This is a genomic window from Anaerococcus sp. C0059F3 (genome assembly GCF_056590475.1).
The window spans coordinates 11,129-33,334 of record NZ_JBWPWE010000004.1; the positions used below are offsets into that span (position 1 = coordinate 11,129).

Sequence of the window (22,206 nt, forward strand, 5' to 3'; positions counted from 1 at the left end):
CCTAAATTGTCTTTTTCTATTTATACCCATTTAGGATAATAACTCTATTATTTTCTAATGATTTCTTTACGTCAATTATTCTCTGATTAGAAGAGCCCCTGAATTTTAGCTTTAAATCCTTGAGTTCTTCTATAAATTCTCCGTCAACAAGGACGTCAATTTCTTCTAAAATCTCGCGAGCTTTGGCCATATTAACCAAATCTTCATAGATAAAACCAGTATAAACCCAGATTGACTTTGTTACCTCTTTTTTTATATTCCTTAAAGCATCTAAAAGACCCAGGGGATTTTCAAATGGCTCCCCACCAAGAACAGTTAGGCCTTCAACTTGGTTGAGTTTTAGATATGAAATAACTTCTTTTTCAGCTTGCTCATCCCATTTTTTCCCATGGTTAAAGTCCATATAGTCGGTATTAAAACAATTCGGGCAATTTCTATCACAACCTGTAAGGAAAAAAGTGGTCCTGATACCAGGACCATTTGCAACATCGTATTTTCTTATTTGCCCGTAATTCATATATGAAGGACTCTCGCCTTTATTTCTTTAGTTCTACCTTCATTCCAGAAATTTTCTCCAAGATAACCGCAAGTTCTCCTAACAACTGTAAGTGTTGCCCTATCGTGGTTACCACAATTTGGACAATACCATTGGTTGTCATCGTCTAAAAGAATTTCCCCATCGTAACCACAATTGCCGCAATAATCGCTCTTTGTGTTAAATTCAGCATATTGGATGTGATCATAGATATATTCTATCATTGTTAGGACTGCGTCTATATTGTTAGTCATATTTGGAATTTCTGCATAGGAAATACAACCGCCTGTAGATAATTTTTGGAATTCAGATTCAAAGTCAAATTTATCAAATACAGAAATATTTTCCCTAACATCTACATGGAAGGAATTTGTGTAATATCCCTTATCTGTGACGTCTTTTATATCTCCAAATCTCTCTTTGTCAATTGATGCAAACCTGTGAGTTAAGCTTTCTGCAGGTGTGCCATAAACCGCAAAGGCAATACCATATTGATCTGACCACTCTTTTTTCTTGTCATTTAACATTTCCATGATCTTCATGGCAAAATCGTGGCCTCTCTTTGTTGTATGGCTTTCCCCAATAGTTAGCTTTGTGGCTTCATATATTCCAATATAGCCAATTGTAACTGTAGCATAACCATTTTCTAGAAGTGGTTTGATTGATTGGTGTTTTTTAAGTCTAGCAATCGCTCCGTGTTGGAAGTGGATTGGTGAAGAATCGCTTGTTACCTTAGAAAGGTGGTCATATCTTAAAAGTCCAACTCTTTTTACAAGGTCAAGTCTTTTTTCTAATATTTCAAAGAATAAATCTTCATCACCATGGGCTAAAATTCCAATTTGTGGGAGGTTTATTGTACAAACTCCCATATTAAACCTACCATCAAACTTGTAGTCTCCGAATTTGTCCTTGTAAGGAGGAAGGAAGGCCCTGCAACCCATTGGAGAGAAAACATTGCCTTCGTAGTTTTCACGCATCTTCTTTGCTGAAATATAATCAGGATACATTCTCTTTGCAGTACATTCTGCAGCAAGTCTTGTTAGGTCGAAATACTTGGAATCTGGATTTATGTTATTTTCATCAAGTACGTAAATTAGCTTAGGAAAAGCTGGTGTAACATATACGCCTTGGTCATTTTTAATACCTTGGATTCTTTGTTTTAAAATTTCTTTTATAATTTCAACTGTTTGGCCAAGATATGGGTCGTTTTCATCTGTATGCATGAAAAGTGTCACAAAAGGTGATTGACCGTTTGAAGTCATAAGGGTATTGATTTGATACTGAATGGTTTGAATGCCACTTTCTAGATCTCTTTGAGTTAGGGCATCTGCCATTTCTTTTGCCTTGTCAGTGTCACCTAAGATTTCTTTTGATAATTTAAAATTCTTATCGAAAGATTTTTCCAAATAAGGGCTTAAACAAGAAATATTGATTGATTGGCCACCATATTGGTTTGAAGCTATTTGAGCTATGATTTGAGTCATAACATTACAAGCAACCTGAAAAGACTTTGGTGTTTCAATCATTTTTTCGTTTACAACTGTTCCATTATCCAGCATATCTTTCATATCTACCAAGCAACAATTAAAAATTGGTTGAATTAGATAATCGAGGTCGTGAATATGTATAGCTCCTGAATCATGAGCTTCTACAAGGTCTGCTGGAATTAGTTTTCTTTTTGCTATGTCTTTTGCTACTTCGCCAGCTATTAGGTCTCTTTGGGTTGAAGCAATGATTGGATTTTTATTTGAGTTTTCATCCATTACATCTATATTGGTTTGATTTAAAAGTCCGATTATTTCATCGTCAGATGTATTTTGCTCACGTTTATAAGCCTGAACTGACTTATAAGACTCATAGGCCTTGGCTGTAGCAGGATTTTTCCTGTCTATTAGTTTGTAGTAGACTAAGTCTTCGATTTCATAAATTGAGATTTCTCTTTTATTTTTAGATCTCTCTTCAATCTCACCAGCTATTTCTGCCGCCTGGCCTTCCACATAAATACCGCTTGGGGAATGCATGGCTTTTTCAATAGCGATGGTTATTTTATCTTTATTAAAATCGACTTTAGTCCCATCTCTTTTAATTACCTGTAACATTTTTACCTCCGAAATTTTACACTTATATCATACCATATTTTATTTTTAAAGTAAAATAAATAGTACTATATATTGTGGTCATAAGTATAAAAATACTACATATAGTATAAAACCCCAGAAAATAGCCAAAGTAAAAACGGAGCAACTTACTAAATTACTCCGTTATTATTTCTACTTGGCACAACTATCTTATTTGATTTTAAATTCTAGTTTATTATCAACTAAGTCAAGAGTAGCTGTATCTCTATCGGAAACTTTTCCTTCGATTATTAGCTTACCAAGTTTTGTTTCTACATTTCTTTGTAGGTATCTCTTAACAGGTCTAGCACCGTATTCTACATCGTAAGAATTAGCTAGAATATACTCTTTAGCTGCTGGTGTTATTTCAAGTTTGATATCCCTATCAGCAAGTCTCTTTCTAATATTATCAATTTGTAGGTCGATAATTTCGTAAACCTGATCGCTTGTTAGTGGTGTGAACATAACTATATCATCTATTCTGTTTAAGAATTCAGGCTTAAATGATCTTCTTAAAACTTCATCAACTTTCTTTTGATTTTCTTCCTTAATAGTGCCATCTTTATTTAGACCGTCTATTAAATATTCTGAACCTATATTTGAAGTCATGATGATTATTGTATTCTTAAAATCAACTGTCCTGCCTTGGCTATCTGTCAATCTTCCGTCATCTAATACTTGAAGAAGGATATTAAATACGTCAGGGTGAGCCTTTTCAATTTCATCAAAAAGGATTACAGAATATGGTTTTCTACGAACAGCTTCAGTTAATTGACCACCTTCTTCGTAGCCTACATAGCCTGGAGCGGCACCGATTAGCCTTGATACAGAATATTTTTCCATATATTCACTCATATCAATCCTAATCATATTATGTTCATCATCAAACATGGCTTCTGTAAGAGTTTTTGCAAGTTCTGTCTTACCAACACCTGTAGGGCCTAGGAAGATAAAGGAACCTATTGGTCTATTTTGCTCTTTAAGACCTGATCTAGCCCTGATGATTGCATCAGAAACAGCTTTAATTGCTTCGTCTTGGCCGATTACCCTATGATGTAGGGTGTCGCCTAAATGAAGAATTTTTGTCCTTTCAGTCTCAACTAGTTTTGATACTGGGATATTTGTCCAGCTTGAAACTACATCTGCAACATCTTCGTCAGTCACTTCTTCCTTTATAGAAGAATCGTCATTATTAGATGCACTAGCTTCTTTTAATTTATTTTCAAGTTCAACTAACTTACCGTATTTGAGTTCTGAAAGTTTTTCAAAATCATAAGACCTTTCTGCCTGATCTATTTCAACCTTGACTTTGTCTATTTCTTCCTTGATGGTTTTTACATCATCAATGGCAGATTTTTGCTCTTTCCACTTTAAGAAATCTTCATTATAAGTTTCTGAAAGATCAGCTAATTCTTTTTCAAGATCAGCTAGCCTCTTCTTTGAATAATCATCTTCCTCTTTCTTTAAGGCTGTGATTTCAATTTGTAATTGTAATAATTTTCTCTTTTGCTCATCGAGATAGGCTGGCATGGTGTCAATTTCGGTTCTAACTGTTGCACAAGCCTCATCCATAAGATCTATTGCCTTATCTGGCAAAAATCTATCTGAAATGTATCTATCAGATAATTCTGCAGCTGCAATTACTGCTGAGTCTTGAATCCTAATTCCGTGGAAGATTTCATATTTTTCCTTAATACCTCTAAGAATTGAAATAGTATCTTCAACGCTTGGCTCTTCTACCATTACCTTTTGGAATCTTCTCTCAAGTGCTCCGTCTTTTTCAATATATTCCCTGTATTCGTTAAGAGTTGTAGCACCAATAACCTTAATTTCTCCACGGGCAAGCATTGGTTTCATAATATTTGATGCATCCATAGCACCTTCAGACTTACCAGCACCTACTATGGTGTGGATTTCATCTATAAACATTATAATTTGACCGTCAGATTTTTTGACTTCTTCAATTACTGCCTTTAGTCTTTCCTCGAATTGGCCCCTATATTTGGCACCAGCTACTAGAGCTCCCATATCAAGTGAGAATATCCTCCTGCCTTGAAGAGGTTCTGGCACATCGTTGTTTACAATTCTTTGGGCAAGACCTTCGACAATTGCAGTTTTACCAACACCAGGTTGACCGATTAAAACCGGATTATTTTTCTTACGGCGTGATAAAATCCTAAGTGCATTTCTAATTTCTGCATCTCTTCCAATAACCGGGTCTATTTTGCCTTCCCTAGCTTCTTGGGTTAAGTCCCTACCGAATTTTTCCAATGGATTAGATGTTTCTTCAGGATTATCTGTTGTAACTTTTTGACCATTCCTGACTTTTAAGACATAATCTTTGAAGGCCTTATAAGAAATATTAAACTCCTTATTAATTGGGCTCATTTCAGTATTTTCCTTCAACAATGAAAGGAAAATGTGTTCAATTGATATGAAAGAATCACCCATAGCCTCTGCCTCATCCTCAGCCTTCAAAAATATCCTTTGAAAGACTTGAGATGGGTAAGTCTTCGCATTGCCAGATTGTTTTGGCAAAGATTCTATCCTATTTTCTATTTTTTTCTTATATGAGTTTACGTCTACTCCCATCTTGGTTAAAACCATTGAAACGTAGGAGCTTGGGCTATCAACTAAGCTTAGGGCTAAATGAAATTCATTAACTTCTGGATTGGCATCCTTGATTGCCATTGAATTTGCATTGTTGATAGCTTCGATTGATTTTTGTGTTAATTTGTTGTTATCCATATTATCCCTCGATTTCTTTTAGCTTTTTATATAATTCAACTTGTTCTTCGTTAAGTTCTGGGTTATCAATAAGAACTTCCAAGATCAAATCACCAGTCTTATTCTTCCTGTCGGTATATCCTAAGTTCTTAAGTCTTATTTTCTTATTGGAAGTGATTTTTTCAGGAATTGTAACTAAGATATTGCCCTTAATTGTTGAGATTTTTTTCTTAGTACCAAAGTATGCATCCCAAGGACTAACTTTAACTTTTTTTACAAAGTCAATTCCTTCTAGTTTTAAATCCTCAGTTTCTTTAATCTTGACCATTACATAAATATCTGCATTTAATCCGTATTTAGAACCGTCGATTTTAATCTTATTTTTGTTCTTTAGTCCTTTTGGAATATTAACTTCAATATCTTTTATGCCGGTTTCTGACTTTATAGAAATTCTTCTACTTGTACCTTTCATGGCTTCATCAATTGAAATACTAACTTCGGTATCTAGTTTTGACTTAGGCTTTTTAGTAAATGAACTACCAAAACCGCCAAAACCTTGGCTAGATTTTGAAGAAGATCCTCCAAAACCTCCAAATAAGGTATCAAAAAAGTCTGAAAAACCTGAACCACTTGAACTTGTATATGTGTAAGAGCCATTTCCAAAGTTTCCAAAATCAAAACCAAAATCTCTTGGATCAAAGTTTTGACCGCCAGAAAAGTTTGCATTGGCACCAAATGTGTCGTATTTATTTCTTTTTTCTGAATCTGATAAAACTTCGTAGGCTTCATTTATTTCTGTAAATTTTTTGTGTGCACTTTCATCGTCTGGATGAAGGTCTGGGTGGTATTTTTTAGCAAGTTTTCTGTATGCTTTTTTTATCTCATCAGCGCTAGCTTTTTTGTCCACCCCTAGCACTTCATAATAATCTCTATATTGCATTTCTACCTCCATCATATTTCTTTGACCATCTCTGACCTTAATAAGATTATACTAGGGATAATATTCATTTCAAGTATATTTATAAATTTATTTAAGAAAATTAATTTAATTTCTCAATTCTTAAAGATGTTTAAATTTGAGCATTTAAAAAGAGATTTCAATATGAAACCTCTTTACATTATTTTAATTAATGGTCATATTCAACCAATGATATTACATCATAGTCTTTTAGAACTTCTCTACCCTTTAGAGATGTAAGTTCAATTAAAAATTCAAAACAAACAACTTCCCCACCAATAGATTCAACTAGCTTTGCAGCAGCTTTTGCAGATCCACCTGTCGCAATAAGGTCATCAATAATTACAACCCTATCGCCTTCATTAAGAGCGTCTTTGTGAATTTCTAGCTCGTTTGTGCCGTATTCTAGATCATAAGATACCTTTTCAATCTCAGCTGGAAGTTTTCCTGGCTTTCTTATTGGAATAAAGCCTTTGTTTAGCCTATCAGCCAAAGGTGCACCAAAGATAAGTCCTCTTGATTCAACACCTGCTATATAGTCAAAATCATAGTCTTTTAACTCTGCCTCAAGTAGGTCAATTGTTTTTCTAAAACCATCCTTATCCTTTAGTAAGGTTGTTATATCCTTAAAGGATATGCCCTTTTCAGGGTAATCTTCAATTACTCTTATTAATGATTTGATATCCATAATTCCTCCATCGTATTCATATCTATTATACCCATTTCCTAATTTCTTAAAAATGAATTTAGGTAGGTTGACCTGATATTTTCTATTGATTCAGGATAAATCTTATAATATGAGATGCCACCCATATTAAAGCCCTCACCCTCAAGCCTTACAGAATTAAGATTTGAAGAATCTACAAACTTAAATTTCATGGCAAGAGATGATAGGTCTTTTATATTCATATTTGTTTTTATATATGGTTTCATAGCAGCGTAAACTTTTGGAAGTTTTGGCAGATTGGTTGGCTTAGTGGCTTCCTTTATAAATTGTTTAAGGAAGTCTTGCTGAGTATTAATCCTACCAAGGTCTGCATTTTGATAGCCTTTTCTAAACCTAACATATTTTAAGACCTCATCTCCACTCATAGTGTGGATACCAGGATTTATTCCCATAGCTCCTGCCACGTCTTGGCTTACATCAACATCCATACCTCCAAGTGCATCAATGCCTTCTATTACTGCCTCAAAAGAAATTACCATGTACTTATCTAGGTTAATTCCCAAAAAGTCCCTAACAACGCTCATGGTCAAGTCAATTCCCCCATAGGAGTGTGCAGCATTAATCTTATCCATCTTGCCATTTATTGACACATAAGAATCTCTTGGAATAGAGATCATATCTACTGTATTATTATTGCTATCAGCTCTTATAAGCATAAGTGTATCAGTCCTTGTACCTGTTTCTTCACCTGTTGAGTCAACTCCTGCAAGGAGGAATAAAAACTCATCCTTAGGACCTGTAATATCTGCAATAGGATTTTCTATTTTTTCACCCTTAAGAAAGCCCCACAAAATAAAACCTGCTGCAAATACAATCACAAAGAGCAAAAATACTATTATTGATTTAATTATTTTTATAAAATTATCTTTCATTTAATCACCTAGCCTTATCATACACCCAAATGGATAATTTACCTTACAAAATTTTTAAGTTAAGCTATAATATTAGTGGAGGACATATGTTAAATAAACTTATTGATGATTACTTAAATGAAAATATCTATCCTTTCCATATGCCTGGTCACAAAAGGTCAAAAATTTTAAATCCAAATATAGGATATGGAAGGGATTTTACAGAAATAGATGGGCTTGATAACCTAAATGATCCTAAAGAAATTTTTGTAGAAATGGAGAAAAAAATTGCAGAAATTTATAAGGTAAAAGAGGCAATTATTTCTACAAATGGATCTACATCAGGTATTTTAGCTAGCATAAGAGCCCTCACAAAAAATAAAAAAAATATCTTAATCCAAAGATCATCCCACAAGGCCGTTTATAACGCTTGCTTGATTAATAAATTAAAAGTCGATTATCTAGATATTAAAACTAATGACATCGGTGCAATAGTTGATATTTCTTATAAGGACTTAGAAAATCAATTAAAAGCTAAAAACTACGCTGCTCTTGTAATCACTTCACCTTCATACGAGGGCTTTATCCTTGATATAGAAAAAATTTATGATTTGTGTAAGGATAATAATACCAAACTAGTTTTAGATATGGCTCACGGGTCTCATTTGTTTTTGACAGGCGAATATAAAAACACTTTTGATATAGCCATAACTTCTTTTCATAAAAATCTTCCTGCCCTCACACCAGGAGCGGCTGTTCTTGTTAACGATGAAAAAATAATAAAAGATTTAAGATTTGCTATGTCTATTTTCCAAACATCTTCCCCATCTTATCTGATCTTACAATCTATTGATTATATTTTAGAAAACCTTGGAAAGATGAAAAATTTAAATGAGAAGTTATCAAAAAATCTCGATAATCTTTATAAGTTGAATTTGAAAAATTTAAAATTAATTGATTCTAAAAATAAAGACAGGTCAAAGATTTTAATTTCAACTAAGGATACAAATATAAACGGGAAAGAACTTGGAGACTTGCTGAAAAAAGAAAAAATCGAAGTAGAAATGGCCTACCCTTCCTACGTCCTTTTGATAGCAAGTCTTTACGATAGCGACCTAGCTTTTGAACTTCTCAAAAAATCTCTAATTAAAATTGATAAAACTTTAGGTCAAATAAATGCGTCAAATAATTTTTCCTATATTAGACCTAAAAAAATTTACGAAATCTATGAGGCCATGGAAAAAGAATCTTTATTAATAAATATAAAAGATGCTGAGGGAAAAATTGCTGCTGGCTTTACTTACGCATATCCACCAGGAATACCAATTATTGCGCCAGGAGAATTAATTGATAAAAATGTCTTAGAAAATATAAATAATTTATTAGCAAATAACATTAATCTAAATATTGAGGAAAATTCGATATCTGTCCTGATTGACAAAAGAGAAGAAAACTGTTAATATTATAATTGAATAAGAAATTCTTATCGATAAGGAGATTTTAATATGAAAAGAATACTTACACTTAACACAAGAAATCTTCACAAGAGCCAAAAAGACGGCGGTTGCGGTGAATGTCAAACATCTTGCCAATCTGCTTGTAAAACATCTTGCGGAGTTGCCAACCAAGAATGTGTTAGCAAAAAGGAAAATAAATAGGAAAAAACTTACACTATTTAATAACTTACTTACATAAATGTAGGTAAGTTTTTTTCTGTTTAAAGCTTTTATAATCCTTGCATATTAGTATAATAGTAGGGATTTTAAAAATAAAGGAGAATTTATGATACACCAATATAAAGCTAAGGGTTTTAATATTGTTTTAGATATATATAGTGGATCTGTCCACCTAGTTGATGATGTCACCTATGATATTATTGAAAAATACAAAAATACAGACGAAAATATATTAAAAGAAGAAATTAAAGAAAAGTACAAGCTCAAAGATGATGAACTAAATGCAGCCTTCGATGAGGTTGAAGAACTTATCTCTACAGGTCAATTATTCACAGAAGATAATTTTAAGGACCTTGCAATTGATGTTACAAAAAGGCCAACTAACATCAAGGCTCTTTGCCTAAATGTGGCCCACACTTGCAATTTTACCTGTGATTATTGCTTTGCAAAGGGCGGCAAATATCATGGACCAGACGCTATAATGACTAAGGAAGTTGCAAAAAGAGCAATTGATTTTCTCTTAGAAAATTCTGGCAGTCATTACAACCTAGACATAGATTTCTTTGGTGGTGAGCCTTTGATGAATCTAGATGTGGTAAAATATACTGTTGACTACGCAAGGAGTAAAGAAGAAGAATATAACAAGCACTTTAACTTCACCCTCACAACCAACGGTCTACTTCTAAATGATAATACTATTGATTATCTGAACGAGAATATGAAAAATGTTGTCTTATCCCTTGATGGTAGGCAAGAAAAACACGACCACTTTAGAAAGACCCTCGCTGGTACTGGTTCCTTTGACCTAATTGTGCCAAAATTCCAAAGACTTGTTGAAAAACGCGGTGATAAGGAATACTACATGAGAGGGACCTATACAGCCAACAATCTCGACTTTACAGAAGATATTAAAACCTATCTAGATTTAGGTTTCAAACGTACTTCCCTAGAGCCGGTTGTAGGCAGCCCTGATAATGAATATGCCCTAAAAGATGAACACCTTCCAATACTTTTTGACCAATACGAAAAATTAGCTGATATGATGATGGAAGCAATTGATAATAACGAGGAATTCATTTTTTATCACTATATGATTGACCTTAAAAACGGCCCTTGCATCCACAAGAGACTTTCAGGCTGTGGTTCAGGAACAGAATACATGGCTGTAACACCAACTGGAGACCTCTTCCCTTGCCACCAATTTGTAGGCAATGATGATTTTAAGATAGGAAATATTTTTGAAGGCGTAAAAAATACTAGCCTTGTAAACGAGTTTAAGACCTGCAACTGCTATTCAAAATCAGAATGCAGAGAGTGCTGGGCAAATATGTATTGTTCTGGTGGCTGTGCTGCAAATAATTACAATGCGACAGGTGATTTAAACCACACCCACGATTATTCTTGCAAACTATTTAGAAAAAGAATTGAAATGGCCCTAGCCATTAAAATTTATGAATTTATGAAAGAAGCCGAAAAGGTAGAAGCATAAAAATAAGCCAAGTTTAAGCAATCGCTTAGCTTGGCTTTTATAATACCCTTCTTTCAGAAGCAAGGGCTAAGATTTTTACTTCTTTTACATTTGCTTCTTCCAAAACTTTTATCATTTCAAGTGAGGTGTTTCCAGTTGTGACAAGGTCGTCAATTATCAAAACTGATTTTCCAGTCAAATCCTTATCTAATTTGAAAGCACCGATTAAGTTTTTACTCCTATCTTCCTTGCCCAAATCGTGCTGGGCCTTTGTATCTTTTATCTTTTTAAAATTATCAAGATATCTTGGTTTTATTTTATCAATAAAATCATCGGTAATCATTCTGATATGGTCAAAGCCTCTATTGATCAAAGTTCCTTTTGATGATGGTGAAGGCAAAATATAATCGACATCGAAAAGATTTTTCTTAATCCCATAGTCATAGATAATCTTTGCGAAAATCCTAGAAAATTCTGTCCTTCTCTCAAACTTATAGAGACCTATTAGCTTTTTAAAAAATTCGTCATAAAAATATATAGAGTAGCACTCATAATCACCTATAAGAAATTTATTATCAACATAATCAAGCCTATCATAACAATCCCTACAAAGACCGTACTTGTAAATGTATTCGCTCTGACAAAAAGTACAGGTATTTTCATCTAAAAATAAATAATCAATCAGCAAGAATAGACTCCATTTCATTTATCCAATAGGAAAGATTGGTATTTCTGTCATTTGACCTATTATTATCAACCATTCTTTTTATAAATCGCTTATCTCCAAGTAATATCACAAGTTTTTTTGCACGAGTTACCCCAGTATATAGAAGATTTCTAGTCAAAAGCATAGGAGCAACCTGCATCATTGGAATTATTACACACTTAAATTCGGAGCCTTGAGATTTGTGGACTGTGATAGCATAAGATAGGTCCAAATCTTTAATATCTTCTTTTTTGTATTTTACGATTTTTCCGTCGTCAAATTCGACCTTAAGACTCTCATCATTGGTGTCTATTTCTGTAATGATACCAATATCCCCATTATAGACTCCATCGTCGTTAGAAGCTTCGTTTATAGCCTTTAAATCGTAATTATTTCTCACCTGCATGACCTTATCGTGGAGCTTAAAGGTCCTATCATTTACTTTTAAAATTATTTTTTCTTTATTAATAGCATCTTGAATAGATTTATTAATAGCATCCACTCCCCAATTTGTTTTTCTTGATAGGGCTAGGACTTCAATATCCCTTACTGGATCAAAACTATAAAAATTTGGTAACCTGTCTTTGATTAAATCTAATAAGACATGATTAAAATTATCTCCATTTGCATTTATAAAGAAAAAGTCTTTATCTGGTTGGTTTAAAACTGGGTATTTACCCTCATTTATCCTGTGGGCGTTTACAATTATATTTGATTGGCCTGCCTGCCTAAAGATTTTCTTAAGCCTAATTGATTTGGCAGAAGAATTTAAAACATCAGATAAAACATTTCCCGGACCTACTGATGGCAACTGGTCACTATCACCAACCAAAATTAATGCTGTGGATTCACCAACCGCATCAAGAAGGCTTTTCATCAAGTAAATATCAACCATACTCATCTCATCAACGATTATGTAATCTTTCTCGATTGGATTTTCCTCGTTATATTCAGCAATTGGCATATCTGGTCTTATTCCAACTAACCTATGGATGGTGTTTGCTTCGCTATCTGTTGCCTCTTGCATACGCTTAGTAGCCCTACCAGTAGGTGCTGCAAGTGCGTAGGAAAGCTCGTTTTTATCGAGAATACTTGTAATGGCATTTATTATTGTGGTTTTTCCCGTACCTGGACCACCAGTTATTACTAAGACCATGTTTTCAAAGGCAGCTTCAATGGCTTGTTTTTGCTCTTCAGAATATCCACCAAGATCTTCATCTATTTCTATATCAAAAATATAGGGTTCCTTGATTTTTTTAGCAAGAGCCATGGCAACTGATTTTTCAGCCTTATAAAGACCCTTGGAGTAGACATAGGATTTTTCTTCTATTTCAACAAGTTCAAGTTTTCCCGATAAGAGATCGTCTTGGATTTGTTCTCTTATTAAATCCTTATCAGCCTTCAAAAGCTTGGCCGCCTCATTGATGAGATATGAGATTTCAAGGCTAGTGTGGCCATTAAAATCTGCTTCAAAATCAATTACATATCTTAGTCCAGCTGAAATCCTAAAGGCAGAGTTGGATTCCATTTGCATATTTCTTGCCAAGGCATCCGCCATAGAAAAACCAATTCCTTTAATATCTTCAATAAGTTTATAAGGATTTGATTTTACAATATCTATAGTATTTTCTCCATACTTATTGTAAATTTTCATAGCAAGATTATAGGATATCCTAAGTCCTTGGAGAAATTCTAAACTACGTCTTGAATCCCTAGTTTCTTCGGCAGATATCTTTATATCTTCAAGTTTCTTCTTCCCGATACCTTCAACCTTCAAAAGTTTATCTGGATCCTTGTATAAAATATCTAGAGAATCTGTGCCAAATACATCGTAAATTGCTTGGGCAGTTTTTTTGCCAACTCCTCTAATATTTCCGCTCGCCAAATACTTTACTATAGATTCCCTATCAGAAGGTTTTTTAAGCCTTACATTTCTGACATTTATCTGCTCACCGTACTTATCGTGGTAGGTAAAATCGCCTTCTACTTCTAGCCTATCGCCTTCATTAAAAAAGGGCATAGTGCCAACAATAGTTATGTCAGAATCAGAGGTTTCAAGCGTCATAACGCTATAGCCACTCTCATCGTTCCTATACCTAATGTTTGATACTATGCCTTCTAATTTCATTATTCTACTTCTACTCTCTTTATGTCAGCGCCAAGTTTAGTTAGCTTCTCAACAAGATTTGAATATCCCCTGTCTATGTGATAAATATCAAAAACTCTTGTTGTACCTTTTGCAACAAGTCCTGCCATAACAAGAGCAGCACCCGCTCTAAGGTCAGTTGCTTTTACATCTGCCCCGTGGAGTTTCTCAACGCCTGCAATTGTTGCCCTGTTGCCAGATGTTGCAATTACGGCACCCATTTTCATAAGTTCTTCAACGTGCATAAACCTATTTTCAAAAACAGTCTCTTGAATCCTGCTTTCTCCCTCACAAACTGTCATAAGGGCCATAAATTGAGCCTGAGCATCTGTTGGAAAACCTGGATATGGAAGGGTTTGGATATTAGTTGATTTTAATCTATGAGGAGCCTTAACTATAATCTTATCCTCATCTTCGATTTCTTCTACATCAACACCCATTTCAACGAGTTTTGCAATAACAGGTCTGATGTGAGAACCTATTACATTATTTATTAAAACCTCTCCCCTTGTCATAGCTGCAGCTGTCATGTAAGTTGCAGCTTCAATCCTGTCTGGGATTATGGTATGACGGGTACCGGTTAGTTTCTCAACACCTTCAATAACTATTGTAGATGTACCTGCACCCTTAATATTTGCACCCATCTTAGATAGGAAAGATGCAAGGTCAACTATTTCTGGTTCTTTTGCAGCATTTTCTAAGGTTGTTTTACCTTGGGCAAGGCAAGCAGCCATAATTATGTTTTGTGTAGCTCCTACTGATGGAAAGTCAAGGTAAATCTCTGTACCAATTAACCCATCCTTAGCTACTATGGCTATTTCGTCGTTATTAACAGTGTTAACTGCACCAAGAGCTTCAAATCCCTTTAGGTGGAGGTCTATAGGACGACTTCCTATATTACATCCGCCTGGTGCCTTGGTGTGAGCTGCGTGAAACCTTGATAAAAGCGGACCCATTACGACAAATGATGCTCTCATCTTATCCATAAGTTCATATGGAGTTTCACTAGTATTGATACCTGCCGAATTAATTTTCAAGGTATTTTGATCAAGATATTCAACCTTGCTTCCAAGGTGCTTAAGTACCTCAACCATTATTTCAACGTCCTTAAGCTCAGGAACCCCATCTAATATGATCTCTTCAGTGCCTAAAACACATGCGGCTAGTATAGGAAGTGCAGAATTTTTCGCACCTGATATATTAACCTCACCTTTAAGAGGTCCATTAGAATTAATAATTAAAATCTCTTTTTTCGCCATTTTCATTCCTTACTTAGTTCCAAATAATCTATCTCCGGCATCTCCTAGGCCTGGAACAATATAACCGTTTTCGTTTAGTTTTTCATCTAATTGAGAAATATAAATTTTAACATCTGGGTGCTTTTCTTCAAGGAGTTTAAAAGCTTCTGGTGCTGCTATAATTGATAATAATTTTATAGATTTGCAACCATATTCTTTTAGTCTATCTATAGCATCACAAGCAGAACCACCTGTAGCAAGCATAGGGTCAACAACTAAGATATCCCTGTTTTCAACATCGCTAGGGAGTTTACAGTAGTATTCAACTGGTTGAAGGGTTTCTTCATTCCTGTACATACCAATATGACCAATTTTTGCTGCTGGCAAAACTTCTAGTACACCATCAACCATGCCAAGACCTGCTCTAAGAATTGGAACTATACCGATTTTCTTGCCTGTAAGTCTGTATCCAGTAGTCTTTGCAACTGGAGTTTCTAATTCATATTCCTCAAGTTCAAGATCTTTTGTTGCCTCATAGGCAAGAATCATGGCAATTTCTGTTACCAAGGACCTAAATTCATTTGAACCCGTATTTTTATCTCTAAGTATAGAAATTTTATGTTTTATAACTGGGTGGTCTAATACTGTTACGTTTTTCATATCTTCTCCTATATATAATTTACATCGTTTGCTGCTGCTTTTTTCATCCTATTCATTATACTCTTACCCAAATGATTTTCCCTTACACCTTCTGCAAGAATTATGTCAACTTTTAGTCTATCCATCTCCCTTAGAGATGAAAATAAGACATGGCTCATAGTTGATAAATCAATCCTTGAACCTAGAGAAATATATGGGTAGGAAGCAAATTTATCTTTATCTTCATCAAAAGCTAAGATTCCAACTTTTTTTCCTTGAGACTTATATTCTTCTGCAAGGTCTAATAAATAATCCGGTACATTTTCTCCTATAAATACCCTAAGATTTGCCTTTGGTGCATAATGTTTGTACTTTTGTCCAGGTGATTTTGGTATCTTTGTAGAATCTACTAGACTATCATCAAGCCTCATATCAGGAAGTATTTCTTTTAGAAATTCATAAGTATAATAACCTGGTCTTAAAATGGTTGGCTTTTCTCCAGATAAGTCAATTACAGTTGATTCAATTCCAATATTTGATTCTCCTCCATCAATAATTAGAGGTATAATCCCGTCCATATCCTGGTAGACATCATCTGCCTTGGTTGGAGAAGGCCTTCCTGATATATTAGCAGAAGGAGCTGCTATTGGTGTATTAGCTTCACTTATCAAAGCTCTTGCAATCTCATCAGATGGAAATCTTATTGCCACTGTATCACCACCAGCTGTCACTGCCTCAGGAATTAATCTAGATTTTTTAAAAATCAAAGTCATTGGCCCTGGCCAAAGATCAAATAATTTCCTATGGCTTTCGCTTATTTCCTCTACTAAATTATCTAACATAGATATATGGGAAATATGTAAGATAAGTGGATTATCAGCAGGTCTACCCTTGGCCTTAAAAATTTTCTTGCTGGCTTCATTATTTAAACCATCAGCACCAAGACCATAAACTGTTTCTGTTGGAAAAGCGACTAGGGCTCCTTCTTTTATGAGGTCTGCCGCTTTTTTTATATAAGCCTTATTTATATTTTCTCTGTCAATTATTAAAATTTCAGTTTTCATTTAACCTTCTTTATCTAAGATATTGTAGGTTGGGTCAGCGTGTAGGGTAAGAATTACCCCTGTTTCTTTCCTAATCTTTTTTTCGATTCGATCTATTTCTTTGTGAAGTTCTGCTACTGTTAGGTTTCCTGGCACTTCCACATGACAAGATCCCGCAATATGTCCCTTGCCGTATTGGTGGATGTCTAAGTGGTGAAAACCGATGATATAAGACCCACTTAAAAGAATCTCAGAAATTTTCTTTTCTATTTCTTCATCAATTCTTTCACCTAAAAGATAGCCAACAGTTTCATTAAATAAGTCTATACCAGGTTTGGTTACAAAAAATGCTACAACAACACCCATAGCCGCATCTAGGTTGAAGTTTACATATCTTTGCATAAACACACCAAGAATTATAGCTGTAGTTGAGATTATATCATTTCTTGCATCAAGCATTACTCCAAGATTTAAATCTGATTCTAAATCCTTATAAAGTCTTGAATTTAGATAGTAAATATAGACTTTAATCAAAATACCAGCAAAAAGTATTATGAAAGATAATAAGCTTAGGCCATTTGGGTTCGGATCGTTAAAGCTTTTCGCAGAATTAATAAATAAATTAATACCTACATAAACAATTACAATCGAAACCAAAAGAGCCATTACATATTCAACCCTTCCATGCCCAAAAGGATGTTCTTCGTCAGCTGGTTTTTTTGAAAAACTAGAACCTAACAACGACATAATAGAAACCACCGAGTCTGATAAGTTGTTAAAAGCATCATTTAAGATGGCAGTAGACTTGGTATAGATTCCCAAAAATATTTTTGATAGGAAAAGTATAATGTTCATGCCAATACCCATGATGGAAGAAAGGCTGATTAGATTAAGCCTAACTTCAGGGTCATCGATATTTTCATATTCTTTTACGAATCTATTGGCTAAAAAATCAAACAATTATTCGTCCTCGCCTACTTTTTCAAGTTTTCTAGTTTGATCTTCTGCAATTAGGGAATTGATCATATCTTCTATATCCCCATTTAGAAAATCATCTAGTTGGTAAATTGTCTTGTTAATTCTGTGGTCGGTAATTCTTCCTTGTGGGAAGTTGTAGGTCCTTATTCTTTCAGACCTATCACCAGTACCAACTTGGCTTTTTCTGTTGTCAGCTATTTCTTTATTTCTCTTTTGTTCTTCAAGTTCATAAAGCCTTGCCCTAAGAACTCTCATAGCTTTTTCCTTATTTTTTATCTGACTCTTTTCATCTTGGATAGCAACTACTAAACCAGTTGGGATATGGGTAAGTCTAACTGCTGAGTCAGTTGTGTTTACAGATTGACCGCCATTACCACTTGACCTATATACATCTACCCTGATGTCATTTGGATCTATGTGTAATTCTACTTCGTCTACTTCTGGAAGAACGGCTACAGTTGCTGTTGATGTGTGGATTCTACCACCAGATTCTGTTTCTGGTACCCTTTGTACCCTGTGAACACCTGATTCATACTTTAATTTTGAATAAGCTCCCTCACCTCTAACAACGAAGGTAGCATCTTTAATTCCACCAACACCCTGGGTATTGACTTCAATTTCTTCAGTCTTAAAACCAGCCTTATCAGCATACATGTTATACATCCTGTATAAGTCGCCAGCAAAAAGTCCTGCCTCATCTCCACCAGCTCCTGGTCTGATTTCAACGATTACGTCTTTTTCATCATTAGGATCTTTTGGAATTAGAAGAATTTGCATCTCATCTTTTAAGACTTCTAGTTTATCCTTGTTTTCTTCTATCTCTTCTTTTAGCATTTGAACCATTTCCTGATCATCAGCTTCATTTATTAGTTCCTGATTTTCAGCTATGGTATCTTCAGCATTTTTTATTTCTTCGTATTTTTCAACAACTGGTTTTAAAGAATTATATTCTTTAGATACCTTCCTAAACTGATCCATATCAGATAAGACTGCTGGATCAGCTAGTTTCGCCTCTAATTGTTTGTAATTTTCTCTAACATGCTCTAAATTTTCAAACATCTTCTATCCTTTCTGTGCAATAATAAACCTATCAAAATCATTAAAATCTTTTAAATTTTCTATATTAACAAAGCCTTGGTCCATAAGAAGCTTATTTAAAACTTCTTTTTGATCATAACCTATTTCAAATACAAGATGTCCCTGATTATTTAAATAATCATTAGCTTTTTTTATAATTTCCCTATAAAAATCGAGACCATCTTCTCCACCATAAAGTGCAGACTTTGGCTCAAAATAAAGTTCTTTATCAAGAGCATCATAATCTTTTTTATTGATATAAGGAGGATTTGAAATAATTAAATCAAATTTCCCTTCAATATTTTCAAACAAGTCTGATTTTATAAATTCAACGTTTTTTATTCCGGTAAATTCTTTATTTTCCCTTGCAAGACTTATAGCCTTTTCTTCAATATCTGAACCAATTACATAAGAATTTTCAATATTCTTTGCTAGTGATAAAGCAATTGCACCTGTACCTGTTCCAATATCTAAAATTTTATCTCTTTTTATTGGTGATTTTATTAGGTAATCCACAATTATTTCTGTTTCAAAGCGTGGAATCAAGGCTCTTTGGTCAACCTTAAGCCTAAGGTTATAAAATTCCCACTCGCCTATAGCGTACTGGAGTGGATAAGAGTCTTTTCTCTTATCTATTATATCCTTTAATCGCTCAATTTGCTTGTTATTTAATTCTAAATTTTGATTCATTAGGACATAAGACTTGCTTTTTCCTAAAATATAAGTAAGGGCAATTAGGCTTGTCTCATAATCTATTTTTAAAAAGTCTGATATTTTCATTATTTTACACAAAAATAAGGTAAGTTGCCTTACCTTATTATCTTTCATACTATTATTTTCTACCGTATTTTTTGTTAAATCTTTCTACCTTACCACCACGTTCAGCAGTTCTTTGTTTACCAGAGTAGAATGGGTGACAATTGTTGCAAACTTCTACTTTGATTTCTTCTTCTGTTGAACCTACAGTAAACTCGTTGCCACATGACATACAAGTTACTTTGGCTTGGTGATATTCTGGATGTAATTCTTTATTCATAATTCACCTCTATTTTCCATTTCAATAAGCAATATAAATTATACCAGGCAAAATATTAAAATCAAGTTATTTAATTGATGAATTTATTAATTCTACAAATTGTTTATTTGATTTAGTCCTCTTCATCCAATCTATAAGTTCAACTATTGATTCAGTAGTATTTAGATCTGATTTTCTTAATTTATAAACCGCTTCGAGTTCTTCTTTGGTTAATAAAAGATCATCACGTCTGGTGGATGATTTTTCGATATTGATAGCTGGGAAAATCCTCCTGTTTGAAAGTCGTCTATCTAGGTGGATTTCCATATTACCTGTTCCCTTAAATTCTTCAAAGATCATATCATCCATCCTTGAACCTGTGTCAACTAGGGCTGTTGCAAGGATTGTTAATGATCCGCCATTTTCAATATTTCTTGCAGCACCAAAAAATTGCTTTGGACCAACTAAGGCTAGAGGATCAAGACCACCTGAAAGTGTCCTACCTGATTGAGGAGTCATTATGTTATAAGCCCTAGCAAGTCTTGTTAGGGAATCTAGAAGAATAACCACATCTTTTTTCTCTTCGACAAATCTTTTTGCCCTTTCAAGAACCATTTCCGCTATATCAATATGACTTTGTGGAGGCATGTCAAAAGTAGATGCAGCAACCTCTGTACGCATCAAAACATTATCAGGATCCCTATATTCATTTACAAACCTTATAAAGTCTGTAACTTCTTCTGGCCTTTCATCAATAAGAAGGACAATTATTTTTAGGTCATGGTAATTTTTTTCTAAAGACCTTTCTATGTCCTTAATTAAAGTAGTCTTTCCTGCTTTTGGCTGAGAAACAATAAGTCCTCTTTGGCCACGACCAATAGGGCTAATTACATCAATAATCCTTCCAGAAATATTTTTAGGATCAGTTTCTACACTTATCCTTTCGTTTGGATATATAGGGGTCAAATCTTCAAATAAATCTCTGTTGAAGGCATCGGCTGGCTTTATACCATTTACAGTTGAAACAAAAATAAGAGGAGAAAATTTATCCTTATCATGTTTTTCTCTTGCAATTCCTTCAATATAGTCCCCCGTCTTTAGCCTAAACATCTTTATTTGCTTTGGTGGAACGTATATGTCATCGTCTCCAGATTCGTAAAGTTGGGTTCTTAAAAAACCAAAACCATCAGGTAGGATTTCTAAAATACCGTCACAGTCAAACTTAGCGCCCAGGTCATTTTCTCTAGCTTCTTTGCTTTCTTCTTCCTTCTTATTTTCTTCTTCTTCAATAAGTTTAATTAATTCATCTTTTCTATATTTGCTAATTGACTCAATGCCTAAATCTTTGGCAATTTCCCTAAGGTCAACTAATTTTTTTTCTTTTAAATTATCCATATTTTTATACAAAAAAGGGCCCTAAAGCCCCTTAATTTGTTCTTATTTATTAGCGCTATTTTCGCTATCAAACATGTCAATTTTTTCTTCAACTAAAGCTTGAACTGCATTTGTTCCTGGAAGAAGAAGTTTTCTTGGGTCAAAGCCCTTTCCTTGTTGGTCTTTTCCAGCTTCGATATATTCTCTAGTTGCCTTAGCAAAAGCGATTTGGCATTCTGTATTTACGTTAATCTTAGAAACGCCTAGGCTGATAGCTTTTTTAATTTGATCATCAGGAATACCTGTACCACCGTGAAGTACTAATGGCATTTTAACTGCATCAGAAATTTCTTTAAGTCTATCAAAGTTAAGGCCTTGCCAATCAGCTGGATATACACCGTGAATGTTACCAATACCTGCTGCTAAAAAGTCTATACCACAAGCTGCAAGATTTTTACATTCTTCAACATTAGCAAGTTCGCCAGCAGATGTAACGCCATCTTCTTCGCCGCCGATACCGCCAACTTCACCTTCAACTGAGATGCCTTTTTCATGAGCAAGTCTTACGATTTCTCTTGTTTTTTCAAGGTTTTCTTCAATTGGGAAGTGAGAACCATCAAACATAACAGAAGTGTAACCTGCTTCTATACAAGCTTTAGCTCCTTCATATGAACCATGGTCTAAGTGGATTGCTACTGGAACAGTGATACCAAGTGCATCGTGTAAATTTCTAACAAGGGAAGCTACAGTTTTGAAACCACCCATGTATTTAGCAGCACCTTCACTAGATGAAATAATAACAGCAGTCTTTTTTGCTTCAGCAGCAAGTAGGATTGCCTTTGTCCATTCTAGGTTGTTGGTGTTAAAGTGTCCTATTGCGTAACCATTTTCATAAGCTAGGTCTAACATTTCTTTTGCATTAACTAACATA

General features: G+C 34.3%; 20 protein-coding genes. 3 read left to right on the forward strand and 17 right to left on the reverse strand.

The annotated features are described in order from the left end of the window. Nucleotides 1-16: 16 nt before the first annotated feature. The 6 genes from nrdG to AC1EJ5_RS03345 all read right to left on the reverse strand — a co-directional run bounded on the left by nrdG (nucleotide 17) and on the right by AC1EJ5_RS03345 (nucleotide 7,936). Nucleotides 17-517, reverse strand: a complete 501-nt coding sequence (nrdG, locus tag AC1EJ5_RS03320; protein ID WP_223420207.1) for an anaerobic ribonucleoside-triphosphate reductase activating protein — start codon at nucleotides 515-517, stop codon at nucleotides 17-19. Continuing rightward, a complete protein-coding gene (gene nrdD, locus AC1EJ5_RS03325) occupies nucleotides 514-2,634 on the reverse strand; it encodes an anaerobic ribonucleoside-triphosphate reductase (protein WP_479814529.1) in 2,121 nt (706 codons plus the stop codon). Before nrdD ends, nrdG begins: the two co-directional genes overlap by 4 nt. A 189-nt stretch (nucleotides 2,635-2,823) precedes the next feature. Further along, entirely contained in the window at nucleotides 2,824-5,400 is a 2,577-nt protein-coding gene (gene clpB / locus AC1EJ5_RS03330; protein ID WP_479814531.1) for an ATP-dependent chaperone ClpB, read from the reverse strand. Nucleotide 5,401: 1 nt separating this feature from the next. Then, nucleotides 5,402-6,319 (reverse strand): DnaJ domain-containing protein, encoded by a 918-nt coding sequence (locus AC1EJ5_RS03335; RefSeq protein WP_479814533.1) that lies wholly within the window; start codon nucleotides 6,317-6,319, stop codon nucleotides 5,402-5,404. A 187-nt stretch (nucleotides 6,320-6,506) separates the two neighbouring features. Next, nucleotides 6,507-7,025: an adenine phosphoribosyltransferase gene (locus AC1EJ5_RS03340; protein ID WP_308749606.1), complete on the reverse strand. Its 519-nt coding sequence runs from the start codon at nucleotides 7,023-7,025 to the stop codon at nucleotides 6,507-6,509. A 38-nt stretch (nucleotides 7,026-7,063) separates the two neighbouring features. Next, a complete protein-coding gene (locus AC1EJ5_RS03345) occupies nucleotides 7,064-7,936 on the reverse strand; it encodes an LCP family protein (protein WP_479814535.1) in 873 nt (290 codons plus the stop codon). Nucleotides 7,937-8,022: 86 nt separating this feature from the next. On the opposite strand from AC1EJ5_RS03345, the gene AC1EJ5_RS03350 reads away from it, so the two are divergent. The 3 genes from AC1EJ5_RS03350 to scfB all read left to right on the forward strand — a co-directional run bounded on the left by AC1EJ5_RS03350 (nucleotide 8,023) and on the right by scfB (nucleotide 11,080). Further along, on the forward strand, nucleotides 8,023-9,375 hold the full coding sequence (locus AC1EJ5_RS03350; protein WP_479814537.1) for an aminotransferase class I/II-fold pyridoxal phosphate-dependent enzyme: 1,353 nt from the start codon (nucleotides 8,023-8,025) through the stop codon (nucleotides 9,373-9,375). A 45-nt stretch (nucleotides 9,376-9,420) separates the two neighbouring features. Continuing rightward, nucleotides 9,421-9,573, forward strand: coding sequence for a six-cysteine ranthipeptide SCIFF (scfA, locus tag AC1EJ5_RS03355; protein ID WP_004828870.1), 153 nt, complete (start codon nucleotides 9,421-9,423; stop codon nucleotides 9,571-9,573). A 124-nt stretch (nucleotides 9,574-9,697) separates the two neighbouring features. Then, nucleotides 9,698-11,080: a thioether cross-link-forming SCIFF peptide maturase gene (gene scfB / locus AC1EJ5_RS03360; protein ID WP_479814539.1), complete on the forward strand. Its 1,383-nt coding sequence runs from the start codon at nucleotides 9,698-9,700 to the stop codon at nucleotides 11,078-11,080. Between the two features lie 37 nt (nucleotides 11,081-11,117). Here the strand turns inward: scfB and AC1EJ5_RS03365 are convergent, their stop codons facing one another. The 11 genes from AC1EJ5_RS03365 to fba form a co-directional block, all read right to left on the reverse strand. Beyond that, nucleotides 11,118-11,765, reverse strand: coding sequence for a ComF family protein (locus AC1EJ5_RS03365; RefSeq protein ID WP_479814541.1), 648 nt, complete (start codon nucleotides 11,763-11,765; stop codon nucleotides 11,118-11,120). After that, on the reverse strand, nucleotides 11,737-13,893 hold the full coding sequence (gene recD2 / locus AC1EJ5_RS03370) for an SF1B family DNA helicase RecD2 (protein ID WP_479814543.1): 2,157 nt from the start codon (nucleotides 13,891-13,893) through the stop codon (nucleotides 11,737-11,739). The genes AC1EJ5_RS03365 and recD2 overlap by 29 nt, the downstream gene beginning before the upstream one ends. Further along, nucleotides 13,893-15,170, reverse strand: coding sequence for a UDP-N-acetylglucosamine 1-carboxyvinyltransferase (gene murA / locus AC1EJ5_RS03375; protein WP_311480299.1), 1,278 nt, complete (start codon nucleotides 15,168-15,170; stop codon nucleotides 13,893-13,895). Before murA ends, recD2 begins: the two co-directional genes overlap by 1 nt. A 9-nt stretch (nucleotides 15,171-15,179) precedes the next feature. Then, nucleotides 15,180-15,809, reverse strand: a complete 630-nt coding sequence (gene upp / locus AC1EJ5_RS03380; RefSeq protein WP_223420196.1) for a uracil phosphoribosyltransferase — start codon at nucleotides 15,807-15,809, stop codon at nucleotides 15,180-15,182. A gap of 8 nt (nucleotides 15,810-15,817) precedes the next feature. Beyond that, nucleotides 15,818-16,852 carry an L-threonylcarbamoyladenylate synthase gene (locus AC1EJ5_RS03385; protein WP_479814545.1) on the reverse strand — a complete coding sequence of 345 codons (1,035 nt, stop codon included), beginning with the start codon at nucleotides 16,850-16,852 and terminating at the stop codon, nucleotides 15,818-15,820. Continuing rightward, the gene (locus AC1EJ5_RS03390) at nucleotides 16,853-17,791 is read right to left on the reverse strand and encodes a cation diffusion facilitator family transporter (RefSeq protein ID WP_479814547.1); all 939 of its coding nucleotides are present in this window, start codon (nucleotides 17,789-17,791) and stop codon (nucleotides 16,853-16,855) included. Further along, complete coding sequence (prfA, locus tag AC1EJ5_RS03395; protein WP_311480296.1) at nucleotides 17,792-18,868, reverse strand: peptide chain release factor 1; 1,077 nt, start codon at nucleotides 18,866-18,868, stop codon at nucleotides 17,792-17,794. It lies immediately after the preceding gene. Nucleotides 18,869-18,871: 3 nt separating this feature from the next. Continuing rightward, nucleotides 18,872-19,666: a peptide chain release factor N(5)-glutamine methyltransferase gene (prmC, locus tag AC1EJ5_RS03400; protein ID WP_479814720.1), complete on the reverse strand. Its 795-nt coding sequence runs from the start codon at nucleotides 19,664-19,666 to the stop codon at nucleotides 18,872-18,874. A 52-nt stretch (nucleotides 19,667-19,718) separates the two neighbouring features. Next, nucleotides 19,719-19,922, reverse strand: coding sequence for a 50S ribosomal protein L31 (gene rpmE / locus AC1EJ5_RS03405; RefSeq protein WP_004828860.1), 204 nt, complete (start codon nucleotides 19,920-19,922; stop codon nucleotides 19,719-19,721). A 66-nt stretch (nucleotides 19,923-19,988) separates the two neighbouring features. Continuing rightward, nucleotides 19,989-21,296 carry a transcription termination factor Rho gene (rho, locus tag AC1EJ5_RS03410; protein WP_479814550.1) on the reverse strand — a complete coding sequence of 436 codons (1,308 nt, stop codon included), beginning with the start codon at nucleotides 21,294-21,296 and terminating at the stop codon, nucleotides 19,989-19,991. A gap of 42 nt (nucleotides 21,297-21,338) precedes the next feature. Next, nucleotides 21,339-22,205, reverse strand: a complete 867-nt coding sequence (fba, locus tag AC1EJ5_RS03415; RefSeq protein ID WP_479814552.1) for a class II fructose-1,6-bisphosphate aldolase — start codon at nucleotides 22,203-22,205, stop codon at nucleotides 21,339-21,341. Nucleotide 22,206 lies beyond the last annotated feature (1 nt).

Excerpts from the sequence above, each read along its gene's own strand:
- nrdG (WP_223420207.1), bottom strand. The coding sequence starts at position 517 with ATGAATTACGGGCAAATAAGAAAATACGATGTTGCAAATGGTCCTGGT.
- nrdD (WP_479814529.1), bottom strand. The coding sequence starts at position 2,634 with ATGTTACAGGTAATTAAAAGAGATGGGACTAAAGTCGATTTTAATAAA.
- clpB (WP_479814531.1), bottom strand. The coding sequence starts at position 5,400 with ATGGATAACAACAAATTAACACAAAAATCAATCGAAGCTATCAACAAT.
- AC1EJ5_RS03335 (WP_479814533.1), bottom strand. The coding sequence starts at position 6,319 with ATGCAATATAGAGATTATTATGAAGTGCTAGGGGTGGACAAAAAAGCT.
- AC1EJ5_RS03340 (WP_308749606.1), bottom strand. The coding sequence starts at position 7,025 with ATGGATATCAAATCATTAATAAGAGTAATTGAAGATTACCCTGAAAAG.
- AC1EJ5_RS03345 (WP_479814535.1), bottom strand. The coding sequence starts at position 7,936 with ATGAAAGATAATTTTATAAAAATAATTAAATCAATAATAGTATTTTTG.
- AC1EJ5_RS03350 (WP_479814537.1), top strand. The coding sequence starts at position 8,023 with ATGTTAAATAAACTTATTGATGATTACTTAAATGAAAATATCTATCCT.
- scfA (WP_004828870.1), top strand. The coding sequence starts at position 9,421 with ATGAAAAGAATACTTACACTTAACACAAGAAATCTTCACAAGAGCCAA.
- scfB (WP_479814539.1), top strand. The coding sequence starts at position 9,698 with ATGATACACCAATATAAAGCTAAGGGTTTTAATATTGTTTTAGATATA.
- AC1EJ5_RS03365 (WP_479814541.1), bottom strand. The coding sequence starts at position 11,765 with ATGAAATGGAGTCTATTCTTGCTGATTGATTATTTATTTTTAGATGAA.
- recD2 (WP_479814543.1), bottom strand. The coding sequence starts at position 13,893 with ATGAAATTAGAAGGCATAGTATCAAACATTAGGTATAGGAACGATGAG.
- murA (WP_311480299.1), bottom strand. The coding sequence starts at position 15,170 with ATGGCGAAAAAAGAGATTTTAATTATTAATTCTAATGGACCTCTTAAA.
- upp (WP_223420196.1), bottom strand. The coding sequence starts at position 15,809 with ATGAAAAACGTAACAGTATTAGACCACCCAGTTATAAAACATAAAATT.
- AC1EJ5_RS03385 (WP_479814545.1), bottom strand. The coding sequence starts at position 16,852 with ATGAAAACTGAAATTTTAATAATTGACAGAGAAAATATAAATAAGGCT.
- prfA (WP_311480296.1), bottom strand. The coding sequence starts at position 18,868 with ATGTTTGAAAATTTAGAGCATGTTAGAGAAAATTACAAACAATTAGAG.
- prmC (WP_479814720.1), bottom strand. The coding sequence starts at position 19,666 with ATGAAAATATCAGACTTTTTAAAAATAGATTATGAGACAAGCCTAATT.
- rpmE (WP_004828860.1), bottom strand. The coding sequence starts at position 19,922 with ATGAATAAAGAATTACATCCAGAATATCACCAAGCCAAAGTAACTTGT.
- rho (WP_479814550.1), bottom strand. The coding sequence starts at position 21,296 with ATGGATAATTTAAAAGAAAAAAAATTAGTTGACCTTAGGGAAATTGCC.
- fba (WP_479814552.1), bottom strand. The coding sequence starts at position 22,205 with ATGTTAGTTAATGCAAAAGAAATGTTAGACCTAGCTTATGAAAATGGT.